The 11,978-nt window shown below is 71.8% G+C and carries 11 protein-coding genes; 5 read left to right on the top strand and 6 right to left on the bottom strand.

All coding sequences use genetic code 11. From position 1 onward, the window contains the following. The first annotated feature begins 59 nt into the window (after positions 1 to 59). The 3 genes from trxB to GA0070618_RS09845 all read left to right on the top strand — a co-directional run bounded on the left by trxB (position 60) and on the right by GA0070618_RS09845 (position 2,754). Positions 60 to 1,010, top strand: a complete 951-nt coding sequence (trxB, locus tag GA0070618_RS09855; RefSeq protein ID WP_088981377.1) for a thioredoxin-disulfide reductase — start codon at positions 60 to 62, stop codon at positions 1,008 to 1,010. 33 nt (positions 1,011 to 1,043) lie between these two features. Then, positions 1,044 to 1,367 (top strand): thioredoxin, encoded by a 324-nt coding sequence (trxA, locus tag GA0070618_RS09850; protein ID WP_088981376.1) that lies wholly within the window; start codon positions 1,044 to 1,046, stop codon positions 1,365 to 1,367. 226 nt (positions 1,368 to 1,593) lie between these two features. After that, complete coding sequence (locus tag GA0070618_RS09845; protein WP_088981375.1) at positions 1,594 to 2,754, top strand: N-acetylmuramoyl-L-alanine amidase; 1,161 nt, start codon at positions 1,594 to 1,596, stop codon at positions 2,752 to 2,754. 34 nt (positions 2,755 to 2,788) lie between these two features. Here the strand turns inward: GA0070618_RS09845 and GA0070618_RS09840 are convergent, their stop codons facing one another. Continuing rightward, a complete protein-coding gene (locus GA0070618_RS09840; RefSeq protein WP_088981374.1) occupies positions 2,789 to 3,451 on the bottom strand; it encodes a GNAT family N-acetyltransferase in 663 nt (220 codons plus the stop codon). Between the two features lie 315 nt (positions 3,452 to 3,766). On the opposite strand from GA0070618_RS09840, the gene GA0070618_RS09835 reads away from it, so the two are divergent. Then, the gene (locus GA0070618_RS09835) at positions 3,767 to 5,077 is read left to right on the top strand and encodes an aminotransferase-like domain-containing protein (RefSeq protein ID WP_088981373.1); all 1,311 of its coding nucleotides are present in this window, start codon (positions 3,767 to 3,769) and stop codon (positions 5,075 to 5,077) included. 7 nt (positions 5,078 to 5,084) lie between these two features. Continuing rightward, the gene (locus tag GA0070618_RS09830) at positions 5,085 to 6,095 is read left to right on the top strand and encodes a D-alanine--D-alanine ligase family protein (RefSeq protein WP_231931679.1); all 1,011 of its coding nucleotides are present in this window, start codon (positions 5,085 to 5,087) and stop codon (positions 6,093 to 6,095) included. A gap of 133 nt (positions 6,096 to 6,228) precedes the next feature. Here GA0070618_RS09830 and GA0070618_RS09825 read toward each other — a convergent pair whose 3' ends face one another. From GA0070618_RS09825 to GA0070618_RS09800, 5 genes are all read right to left on the bottom strand, one after another. Then, on the bottom strand, positions 6,229 to 7,026 hold the full coding sequence (locus GA0070618_RS09825) for a hypothetical protein (RefSeq protein ID WP_231931678.1): 798 nt from the start codon (positions 7,024 to 7,026) through the stop codon (positions 6,229 to 6,231). Between the two features lie 675 nt (positions 7,027 to 7,701). Further along, the gene (locus GA0070618_RS09815) at positions 7,702 to 8,757 is read right to left on the bottom strand and encodes a ParB/RepB/Spo0J family partition protein (RefSeq protein ID WP_088981372.1); all 1,056 of its coding nucleotides are present in this window, start codon (positions 8,755 to 8,757) and stop codon (positions 7,702 to 7,704) included. 27 nt (positions 8,758 to 8,784) lie between these two features. Next, positions 8,785 to 10,140 carry a ParA family protein gene (locus GA0070618_RS35160; protein WP_088981371.1) on the bottom strand — a complete coding sequence of 452 codons (1,356 nt, stop codon included), beginning with the start codon at positions 10,138 to 10,140 and terminating at the stop codon, positions 8,785 to 8,787. A 280-nt stretch (positions 10,141 to 10,420) separates the two neighbouring features. Further along, positions 10,421 to 11,119, bottom strand: coding sequence for a 16S rRNA (guanine(527)-N(7))-methyltransferase RsmG (gene rsmG, locus GA0070618_RS09805; protein ID WP_231931833.1), 699 nt, complete (start codon positions 11,117 to 11,119; stop codon positions 10,421 to 10,423). Between the two features lie 127 nt (positions 11,120 to 11,246). After that, a complete protein-coding gene (locus tag GA0070618_RS09800; protein ID WP_088981369.1) occupies positions 11,247 to 11,825 on the bottom strand; it encodes a Jag family protein in 579 nt (192 codons plus the stop codon). Between the last annotated feature and the right edge of the window lie 153 nt (positions 11,826 to 11,978).

The raw sequence follows: 11,978 nt of genomic DNA, 5'->3' as shown, positions 1-11,978 counted from the left end.
TACTCGGATCGACACCGGTGCGCGCGCCGGTGTCGAACACACACACTCGGGAGACGGCAGTGGACGAGGTCCGCAACCTGATCATCATCGGCTCAGGGCCCACCGGATACACGGCGGCGGTCTACGCGGCGCGCGCCAACCTCAAGCCGCTGGTCATCGAGGGCGTGCAGTCCGGTGGCGCGCTGATGACGACCACCGAGGTGGAGAACTTCCCCGGGTTCGCCGACGGCATCCTCGGTCCCGAGCTGATGGACAACATGCGCAAGCAGGCCGAGCGGTTCGGCGCGGAGTTCCTCACCGACGACGTGACCCGGGTGGAGCTGGTCGACACCGGCACGCCGGGTTCCGGTGCGACGAGCACCGTGTGGGTCGGCGAGACCGCCTACCGGGCCCGCGCCGTCATCCTGGCCACCGGTTCGGCCTGGCGTCCGCTCGGCGTCCCCGGCGAGCAGGAGTACCTCGGCCACGGCGTGTCGTCCTGTGCCACCTGTGACGGTTTCTTCTTCCGTAACCAGCACATCGTGGTGGTCGGCGGCGGCGACTCCGCGATGGAGGAGGCGAGCTTCCTCACCCGGTTCGCCGAGTCGGTCACCATCGTGCACCGGCGTGACTCGTTCCGGGCCAGCAAGATCATGGCGGAGCGGGCGCTGAGCAACGAGAAGATCAAGGTCGAGTGGAACACCACCGTCGAGGAGATCCTCGGCGCGGACAACAAGGTGACCGGCGTCCGGTTGCGTAACGTCCACACCGGCGAGGCGAAGGTGCTCGACGTCACCGGCGTCTTCATCGCGATCGGCCACGACCCGCGCAGCGAACTCTTCCGGGGTCAGGTCGACCTCGACGACGAGGGCTACGTCCGGGTCGACGCGCCGAGCACCCGCACCAACATCCCCGGTGTCTTCGCCGCCGGCGACCTGGTCGACCACACCTACCGGCAGGCGATCACCGCCGCCGGCACCGGCTGTGCCGCCGCGCTCGACGCCGAGCGGTTCATCGCCACCCTGAGCTGACAAACCCGTAGACAGTCCCGGAGGAGGGTCATAGTGGGAACAACGACGGCGGTCACCGACGCCAACTTCGCCACTGACGTACTGAAGTCCGACAAGCCGGTACTGGTGGACTTCTGGGCCGAGTGGTGCGTGCCGTGCCGCAAGGTCGCGCCGCTGCTGGAGGAGATCGCCAGCGAGATGGGCGACCAGGTCCGGATCGTCAAGCTCAACATCGACGAGAACCCGGAAACCGCCCGGGCCTACCGGGTGATGTCGGTGCCGACCCTCACCGTGTTCAAGAACGGCGAGCCGGTGCAGTCGATCGCCGGCGCCAAGCCCAAGGGTGAGCTGGTCAAGCTGATCCAGGCCGCGCTCTGACCGACGCTTTCCGGAGCCCCGCACCCGCCCGGGTGCGGGGCTCCAGCCTTTTCCGGACCGTCGTGCGCCACACCGGACCTCCCTGGACCGGGAGGGTGGGCCGCTTCCGGCAACCGGTAACGCGGCGTCATCGGTCACGGTACGCTCCGTAAGCGTCCTCGACGAAGAGAGCCCCTGCGTACCGCGGTGGGTGGCGAGAAGTCAGCAGCCGCTAAGGGGGTCATCCGTGCGTCCGATCCGCCCCGGTGACCGGGGACCCGCCGTACGCGAGATCCGCCGGGTCCTAACCGACCTCGACCTGCTTCCCTCGGAACGGGGCGTCGACGCGTTCGACGCGGCCACCGAACGGGCCGTCCGGGCCTTCCAGCAGTCCCGTGGGCTGAGCGTGGACGGGCGGGTCGGCGCGGAGACCTGGCGGGCGCTGGACGCCGCCCGCTGGCGGCTCGGCGCCCGTACCCTCTACCACGCCGTGCCCGAGCCGATCACCGGCGAAGACGTGCGGTCGTTGCAGGAACGTCTCCTGGAGATGGGGTACGACGCCGGACGCGCCGACGCCATCTACGGCGCGCGCACCGCCCGCGCGCTCGCCCAGTTCCAGCGGGAGGTGGGACTGACCCCGGACGGTTCCTGCGGCCCGCACACGCTGGACGCGCTGCGCCGGCTCGGGCGGAAGGTCGTCGGCGGCCGTCCGCAGTGGCTACGCGAGTCCGACGCGATCCGCCAGTCCGGGCCGACGCTGGTCGGCCGGACGGTGGTCATCGACCCCGGTCACGGCGGCACGGACCCCGGTGTGGTGGTCCACGACGGGCCGTTGCGCTGGAACGAGGCGGACCTGGTGCACGACCTGGCCAGCCGGCTGGAGGGGCGGCTCGCCGCAGCGGGCGTCCGGGTGCAGCTCACCCGGGGACCGTCGCCGGGCCGGTGCCTGCCGGACACCGACCGGGCCGAACTGGCGAACTCCCTCGGCGCGGACGTGTTCATCTCCCTGCACACCGACGAGCACCACAATCCCGCCGCCGAGGGCGTCGCCACCTACCACTACGGGACGGACAACGGCGTCACCTCGGCCACCGGCGAGCGACTGGCCGGACTGGTGCAACGGGAGATCGTCGCCCGGACCGGGCTGCGGGACTGCCGCACCCACGCCAAGGCCTGGGACCTGCTCCGGCTGACCCGGATGCCGGCGGTCCGCGTCGAGGTCGGCTACCTCACCTCGCCCGAGGACCGCCACCGGCTGGTCGACCCCCGGTTCCGGGACCGGATCGTGGAGGCGATCGTCGCCGCCGTGCAGCGGATGTACTTCCCGATCGAACGGGACGTGCCGACCGGCTCGATCGACGTGAGCGAGCTGCGCGCCGTGGTGGCCGCCGGCCGCGCGCCGGAGTGACCCGGGGCCGGCACGTCGAGCCCTCCCCGGGGCGTCAGCCGGCGGTGGTGCTGGTGGCCGGACGGACCGGCCGGAGCAGGGTCTCCGGGCTCATCGAGCCGAGCAGTTTCTCCAGGGCGTACTCGACGTCGGACTTCCAGGACAGCGCGGTGCGCAGTTCCAGCCGCAGGCGCGGATAGCGCGGGTGCGGGCGTACCGTCTTGAAGCCGACGGAGAGGAAGTAGTCGGCGGGGGCGACGCAACCGCCGGAGGCCAGGTCGTCGACGTCGCCGAACTTCGCGTCCCCGAACGCCTCGATCGCCTTGATGCCCCGCTTGGTGAGATCCCGGGCGACCCCCTGCACCAGCATCCGGCCGAGCCCGCCGCCGGCGAACGAGGGAACTACGTGCGCGGTCGTCAGCAGCGCGGCGTCAGCGGAGACTGGGGAGGTGGGGAAGGCCATCGAGCGGGGCACGTACGCCGGTGGGGCGAACATCACGAAACCGGCCGGCATGCCGTCGACGTAGACGAGCTTGCCGCAGGAACCCCACTCCAGCAGGGTCTGCGAGACCCACGCCTCCTTCTCCAGGCCCGGGTCACCGGCGGCACAGGCGCGGTCGGCGGAGACCGGATCCAGCTCCCAGAAGACGCACTGCCGGCACGGACGGGGCAGGTCTTCCAGGGTGTCGAGGGTCAGGCTGACCAGACGTCGCGACATTGGCGCATCCCCACAATAGGCTTGGAGGTGACGACACCGCGGAGCACGCCGCCGCGTTTGTCCCCGACGAGCGATCGTACGCCGCAACCCGCGCCGGTGGGAGGGGACGCGCGAACACCACCCGAGGAGAGGTCGTCGCCGCAGTCCGGGATGTGGACGCCTCCTCACGTTCCATCCCCGTTCCGACCAGCACGGACTAGGATCGACCAACCGGTGTCCCGCGTCGCCAGGGGCCGTCCGGCGGGGACAGGGCGTCGCCGCGGCGGTCCACAGCCTGGGCGGGAGCCACCCGAGGGAAGCCGATGAGGTGATGTCATGACCGGCACGACGCTCGACGACTACACCGACCGGTACGCACGGCGCGTGCGGGGCATGACCGCGTCGGAGATCCGCGCGCTCTTCGCCGTCGCCAGCCGTCCCGAGGTCGTGTCGCTCGCCGGGGGTGCGCCCTACATCGCCGCGCTGCCGCTCGACGCGGTGGGCGAGATGCTCGGCCGGCTCGGCGCCGAGCACGGGACCACCACCCTCCAGTACGGCATCGGCCAGGGCCTGCCGGAGCTGCGTGAGCGGATCTGCGAGGTGATGGCCCTCTCCGGCATCGACGCCTCGTGCGGCGCCTCCCCGGAGGACGTGGTGGTGACCGTCGGCGGGCAGCAGGCCCTCGACCTGGTCGCCCGGCTCTTCCTCGACCCCGGTGACGTGGTGCTCGCCGAGGGGCCCACCTACGTCGGCGCGCTCGGGGTCTTCCAGTCCGCCCAGGCCCAGGTCGTGCACGTGCCGATGGACGACGAGGGGCTCATCCCGGAGGCGCTGGAGGCGGCCGTCGCCGACTGTGCCCGGGCCGGACGGCGGGTCAAGTTCCTCTACACCATCCCCACCTACCAGAACCCGGCCGGTGTGACGCTCAGCGAGGAACGGCGCGAGCGGGTGCTCGACATCTGCGAGCGGGCCGGTCTGCTGGTGGTCGAGGACGACCCGTACGGGCAACTCGGCTTCGAGTCGGAGGCTCCCCGGCCGCTACGTGCCCGCCGCCGCGACGGCGTCTTCTACCTGAGCACGTTCTCCAAGACGTTCGCCCCCGGGTTGCGGGTCGGCTGGATCCTCGCCCCGCACGCGGTCCGCGACAAGCTGGTCATCGCCAGCGAGGCGCAGATCCTCTGCCCCAGCGGCTACGCCCAGGCCGCCGTCTCCGCCTACCTGGGCACCATGCCCTGGCGGGAGCAGCTCAAGGTCTACCGCGAGGTCTACCGGGAGCGGCGGGACGCCATGCTCACCGCCCTGGCCGACCTGATGCCGGTCGGCACCACCTGGACCCGACCGGCCGGCGGTCTCTTCGTCTGGGCGACCCTGCCCGAAGGGCTCGACTCCAAGGCGATGATGCCCCGGGCCATCGCCGCCCGGGTGGCGTACGTGCCCGGCACCGGCTTCTACGCCGACGGCTCCGGCAGCGGTCACATGCGGCTCAACTTCTCGTTCCCCGCTCCCGAACGGATCCGGGAGGGCGTCCGCCGGCTGGCCGGCGTGATGGAGCAGGACATCGCCATGCGGCGGGTCTTCGGCCAGGTCAGCCAGCAGGGACGACGTGGGCAGGCCGGTGCGGACGCGCCCGGACCCGACTTGGCATGATCTCGGCATGCCTGCCAGCCTGACCGACCAATCCGGCTCCACCAGCTCGCCGTCGCCCGCCCCGGCCGTCGGGGAACTGCGGGTCCTCGTCCTCGCCGGGGGCCTGTCGTACGAACGCGAGGTCTCGCTGAAGTCCGGCCGCCGGGTGCTCGACGCGCTCCGCGCGGCGGGGGTGGAGGCGGACCTCCGGGACGCCGACGTCGCCCTGCTGCCCGCGCTCGCGGCCGACCCGCCGGACGCGGTGGTGATCGCGCTGCACGGCGCGACCGGTGAGGACGGCTCGCTCCGGGGCGTGCTCGACCTCTGCGGGATCCCGTACGTCGGCTGCGACGCCCGCTCCGCCCGCCTGGCATGGGACAAGCCCTCCGCCAAGACGGTGCTCCGCGAGGCGGGCATCCCCACCCCCGACTGGGTGGCCCTGCCGCACGACCGGTTCTCCGAACTGGGTGCGGTGGCCGTGCTCGACCGGATCGTCGACCGGATCGGGCTGCCGGTCATGGTGAAGCCGGCGCAGGGTGGCTCCGGGCTGGGGGCCGCCGTCGTCCGGGACGCCGCCGCGCTGCCCGCCGCGATGGTCGGCTGCTTCGCGTACGACTCGACCGCGCTGGTGGAGCGGTACGTCCCCGGGATGGACGTGGCGGTCACCGTGATCGACCTCGGGGACGGCCCCCGGGCACTGCCCGCGGTGGAGATCGTGCCGCGCAACGGTGTCTACGACTACGCGGCCCGCTACACCGCCGGCCGGACGACCTGGCACGCCCCGGCGCGGCTGGCGGACGAGGCAGCGGCCCGGGTCGCCGAGGTCGCCGTCGCCGCGCACACCGCGCTCGGACTGCGTGACCTCTCCCGGGTCGACCTCATCGTGGACGACTCCGGGCAACCGCACGTACTGGAAGTGAACGTCTCGCCGGGCATGACCGAGACCTCGCTGCTGCCGCTGGCGGTGCAGGCTGCCGGACTCGACTTCGGGCGGGTGCTCGAAGAGCTGGTGGCACAGGCCGCCGGTCGACGCCCGTAACAGTCCCCACCGATTCCCCACCACGGCATCAGGGCCGGCGCGGTCTCCCGCCCGGCCCTGATTGCTCCCGTCCGGCCCGTTCCCCCCGTCGACGAACTGGGGGCCGCTGTCGCCTTCGTCGGGCCGTTCGGGGTCAGGGGGTGACCCCCGGCCGGTCCGCCTCCTCGACGTGGGTCCGGTCCGCCGGATCGGGCTGGCCGGGATCGGTGCGGGGGGCGGGTATCCGGCCGACCGCGTCGTCGGTACTTCCGAGCGCGTCGTCGGTCTCCCCGGCCGCCTCGATGACCGAACCGACCTCGGTTTCCGGGGATCCTGACTCCTCCCGCGAGGAGTCGCTGAAACTCGCCGGCGCCTGCCACTGGATGCGGGACGGCTCGGCCAGCGGACGCCCACCGAACTCACCGAGCCAGGCCGCCACCAGGGCCAGGTTCTCCCGCCACTGCTCCTCGGAGATAGGCGGCAGGATCGAATCCCACAGGGATAGGAACGTCCCACGCAGTTGCAGCCGGCCGTACGGGCGGGCCAGGAACCACAGGTGCAGATGCGAGGATCCGTCACCCCAACGATTGACGTGCACCCGGGCCACCCCGTCCAGCGACCGGATCGCCCGTTCCAGACGCACCGTCATCACGCCCAGCTCGGCCGCGAGCAGGTTCGGCAGGTCTCCCAGGTCGAGGTGGGAGCGGGACTCCAGGATCAGCACCATCGGCAGACCCGTCGGGCGGTCCATCGCCCGGACCCGCCAGCGTTCCCCCACCCAGATGTACGCCTCGTCCGGCGCGGCACAGGCGGTGCACTCCCGGTCCGCCTCGCCCTTGCGGGGAGGCTCGACCGGAACCGGATCATCGAGCCGCTTGATGCGGAGGTCGCCCTCGAAGGGGAAGGAGGGCCACTGGGTGAAGTCCGGGACAGCAGGAGGGGTGTGGGGCACGAGGCTGACCCTAACCGAGTCCGAGACCCCCTGTCCCCACCCGAATGCGTGGTCCTCTCGACACTCGTCGTCAGGGTCCGCGCGGGGGTCTTCGCCCCGCGCCGCGCCGCCCACCGGACGCTCCGGTCGGGTCTTCGGCTCGATCCAAGGCTCCGATTTCCGGCGATCGAGGCGTACGTCACACCCGTCATCCACAGGCTGGCACGTCGTTCTACGCGCTGTTTCACGTGAAACGGGGCTGCCTGTGGATAACTCCTGTGGATATCCACCACGCGCTCCGCGTGGCTGTGGATAACCACTCATGCTCTCAGTCGCCCCGTCCGGCTGTGCCCGCTTTGCTGACCGACAGCGCTGCCGCGCGACACGACGATCCTCCGGTGCTCACCCCTCCCCGCGGGTGGCGTTTCACGTGAAACCGGCGGGCGGCGGGCGGCGGGCGGCGGGCGGCGGGCGGCGGGCGGCGGGCGGCGGGCGGCGGGCGGCGGGCGGCGGGCGGCGGGCGGCGGGCGGCGGGCGGCGGGCGGCGGGCGGCGGGCGGCGGGCGGCGGGCGGCGGGCGGCGGGCGGCGGGCGGCGGGCGGCGAAATATAGAACGACCGCGAGCCGGGTTGGGTTCCGGGTCGCGGTCGTTTCCTGTCGCGGAGGCGGGTACGTCCTCCGGTCCTGGGCGGCGGGCTCAGGCCTCCGGTTCCTCCTCCTGCCCGACGCCGATCAGCCCCACAATCCGTTCGAGGTCATCCACCGTGGCGAACTCGATCGTGATCTTGCCCTTGTTCCGGCCGATGTCCACCTTGACGCGGGTGTCGAACCGGTCGGAGAGACGGTCGGCGAGATCGGTCAGGGCGGGCGCGTGCGGCTTGGGCCGGCGCCGGGCGGCCGGCGTCTTCGTGCCCTCGTCGCTGAGTGCCAGCGAGACGATCTCCTCGGTCGCCCGCACCGAGAGGCCCTCGGCCACGATGCGCAGTGCGAGCTGCTCCTGCGCCTCGGACTCGTCGAGACTCAACAGGGCGCGGGCATGCCCGGCCGAGAGCACGCCGGCCGCCACCCGCCGTTGCACCTGCGGCGGCAGGTTCAGCAGTCGGATGGTGTTGGAGATCTGCGGACGACTCCGCCCGATGCGTCGGGCCAGTTCCTCGTGGGTGGCCCCGAACTCCTCCAGCAGTTGCTGGTACGCAGCCGCCTCTTCGAGCGGGTTGAGGTTGGCGCGGTGGATGTTCTCCAGCAGCGCGTCCCGGAGCATCGCGTCGTCCCGGGTGTCCCGGACGATCGCGGGAATGCTCTCGTGGCCGACTGCCTGGGCGGCCCGCCACCGCCGCTCGCCCATCACCAGCTCGTACTTCTCGTCGTCGAGCTGTCGGACCACGATGGGCTGGAGGAAGCCGACCTGCTCGATCGAGGTCTTCAGCTCCTCCAGCGCCTCCTCGTCGAAGACCTGCCGGGGCTGCTTCGGGTTGGGGACGATCGAGTCGACCAGGATCTCGGCGAACCGGGCTCCGGGCACCGGAGAGAGCTGGACCGTTGCCGGGGCCGCCTCCGGTGCCGGGGCGGGTGGCGCCGGCGTACCGGGGAACGGGGGCGTGCCAACGACGGCGTCGGCCGCCGCAGCCGGCCCCGCAGCCGGGGCGGCCTCCGAAGCGGGTGTCGGTGTCGGGGTCTCCGGCGTCTCCACGGGACCGGTGGGGATCAGTGCCCCCAGCCCCCGACCCAGTCCGCCACGCGGACGGTTCTTCATGCGACGCCTCCCAGCGACTTGCCCGCACTACCCATTCCGGCTCACCGGCTCCTTGACGCCACGCTCGGCGATTTCCTGCGCGGCTGCGAAGTAACTGGTGGCACCTCGTGAACCGGGATCGTAGGTCATTACCGACTGGCCGTAACTGGGGGCCTCGGAGACCCGTACGTTCCGGGGGATGACCGCCTGGAGCACCTTGTCACCGAAGTGGTTCCGGACGTCCTGCTCCACCGCGTCCGCCAGGCGGGTGCGGCGGTCGTACATGGTGAGCAGGATCGTGGAAACTTCGAGCATCGGGTTCAGGTGCTTACGAACCAGGTTGATGTTGTTGATGAGCTGGTTCAGCCCCTCCAGCGCGTAGTACTCGCACTGGATCGGGATGAGCACCTCCTGCGCGGCCACCAACGCGTTCACGGTGAGCAGGCCGAGCGACGGCGGGCAGTCGATGAAGACGTAGTCGAAGTGACCCGGGTAGGCGGCAATGGCACGGGCCAGCCTCGACTCCCGGGCCACCACCGAGACCAATTCGATCTCGGCACCCGCGAGGTCGATGGTGGCCGGCACACACCAGAGGTTCGGGATGCCCTCCACCCCCTGGGCCACCTCCTCCAGGGGCACACTGTCGATCAGGCAGTCGTACACGTCCGGTACCCCGGTGTGGTGCGGGACGTTGAGCCCGGTCGAGGCGTTGCCCTGCGGGTCCAGGTCGACCACGAGGACCCGGTTCCCGTGCAGGGCGAGCGCCACCGCCAGGTTCACCGTGGTCGTGGTCTTCCCCACGCCACCCTTCTGGTTCGCGACGCACATCACCCGGGTCCGCTCGGGGCGCGGCATGGTGACCTCGCCACTGGGATTCAGGATCTGCACGGCGCGCATAGCCTCCATAGCCAACGGTGGGTCATCCTCTTCGCGCGTCGGAGTTTCACGTGAAACGTACGCGTCGCCGACCGGTTCCCCGTACGGGGAGCCGACCGACGACGTGGGCGTGTCGATGGTGCTGAGCGGCGGACCGGAGATTGCCGCCGGACCGGGCTGGTGCGGTACCGCCGGCCCCGGAGCGGGTTCGGGAGGAGGAAGCGCGTCGACGGCTCTACGGACCGGCTCCGGGCTCACCGCAGGATCGGCCCGCCCGCCCGCCGGCTCCTGCGGCAGGGGGGCGTGGTCGGCTGTGGACCGTGCACGGCCACGGGCAGGCTCGGCTCGCCCCCCGTAGACCGCTCCGTCCCGGGGAGAGGCCGTGGCCCGGCCCACCGTTCCGACGTTCTCGTGACCGGAGACCGGCCAGGTCACCGGCTCGGTTTCACGTGAAACAGGGGCGGCCGTGGCGCGTTCTGCCCGTCGTCCGGTCACCCCGGATTCGTCGTACCTGCCGTCGTCATGCACCTGTCATCCCTGCCCGCTTCGGATGGTCGGTCCGCATACCGTCGCTGCCGCACGTGCTCCACGAAGCGTACGGCCCGGCGGGGGCGACCGGGACCCGGTACACCGGTCGACGTTCGCCCCACACTATCGACGCGCGGCCCAGCCTACGGCGGACGGGCGGAGAAGGTCCATGCCGTGGATCTCAGCCGTCGACGGTCTCGCACAGGTTTCAACGACCCAACGGAGGGCCAGGACTTCGGTCGCCCCGCAGCTTCCCGCGCCGACACCACCGAAACCAGGGTCAGCGACCCCGAGACCGGCCGCCCCGACGCTTCGCCCGGCGTGCTTTGCCCGCCGGTCCGACCACGCGTTCCCGCACGATCTCCACGACGGTCGTCGGCGGGTCGATGACGTCGACGCCGCACCGGTGCACGGTTGGTTCGCCACCGCCGAGTCGCTCCACCGTGGCCGCATGCTCGGCGATCTCGTCTGCGGCAGAGGATCCCTTCAGCGCGACGAGCCGTCCACCCCGGACGGTCAACGGCAGACACCAGGAGGCCAACCGGTCGAGCGGGGCCACCGCCCGTGCGGTGACCACGTCGGCGCTGAACGGGTCGCCGCCACCGGGGCCGGCGGCGGCTTCATCGGCCCGCCCCCGGAACACCCGGACCATCCGGGTCAGTCCGAGCCCTTCGACCGCCTCGATCAGGAAGGCGGTGCGGCGGGCGAGCGGTTCGACAAGCGTCACGCGCAGATCCGGGCGGGCGATGGCAAGCACCATGCCGGGCAGCCCCGCGCCGGATCCGACGTCGATGACCGTCGCGCCGTCGGGAATCCGTTCCGCCACCGCCGCGCAGTTGAGCAGGTGCCGGTCCCAGATGCGGGGGGCCTCCCGGGGGCCGATCAGGCCACGCAGCACCCCGTCGGTGACAAGCAGTTCGGCGTACGCGGCGGCCAGGTCGAGCCGGTCGCCAAAGAGGGACCGCGCCGCCTCCGCCAGTTCCGGCGGCAGCACCGCGTCCCGGGCGGAGGGGACGGTGGAAGAGGGTCCGGGGTCGACAGGCGACGGCCCGGGTGGCGTACCACCCGGGCCGGAAACGCCAGCCGTGGCGTCGGAGGTCACCAGGTCAGTCCGCCGGCCGGACGATGATCCGCCGGCTGGGCTCGACGCCTTCGGACTCGCTCTCCACGCCGGCCATCGCGTTCACCACGTCGTGCACGCACTTGCGCTCGAATGCGGACATCGGCTCCAGCCGGACCGGCTCGCCGTACTCCTTGACCTTCTCCACCGCGTTCTTGGCGACGGCGGCCAACTCCTTGCGGCGGTTGGCCCGGTAGCCGCCGACGTCCAGCAGCAGTCGGCTCGGCGTGCCGGTCTGCCGGAACACCGCCAGCCGGGTCAGTTCCTGGAGCGCCTCCAGGGTGGCGCCGCGCTGCCCGACCAGGTTCTGCAGGCGGGCGCCGACCACCTCGACCACCGGCCGGCCACCCGACACCAGCTCGTCGATGTCCCCGTCGTAGTCGAGGATGTCGAGCAGACCCTCGACGTAGTCCGCCGCGATCTCGCTCTGCCGGAACAGGTCGCTGTCCGCCGGGGCCTTCTTCCCGCGCGCCTCGGCCTCGGTCTCCTCGGTTTCGCTCTCCGCGATCGGAGCAGCTTTCTCGTCCGGGGACTGGTCGGCGCGGGGGATGCTGGTGTCGGTCACGGTTCATCTCCGTACTTCGTTCGGCCGGACCGTCGGGTCCGTTGGTTTCCCGGCGGCGGCGGAAGGTCTCGCCGGTGCCACCGGGCACGTCTGTACGGGCAGTGTCGCCCGTGACCGCGCGGTCGCGCGGTGGATCCGCCGACGTCGGCCGTG

It is taken from the genome of Micromonospora echinospora (genome assembly GCF_900091495.1).
GTDB classification, from domain to species: domain Bacteria; phylum Actinomycetota; class Actinomycetes; order Mycobacteriales; family Micromonosporaceae; genus Micromonospora; species Micromonospora echinospora.
This window is presented reverse-complemented; position numbering and strand designations above follow the sequence as displayed.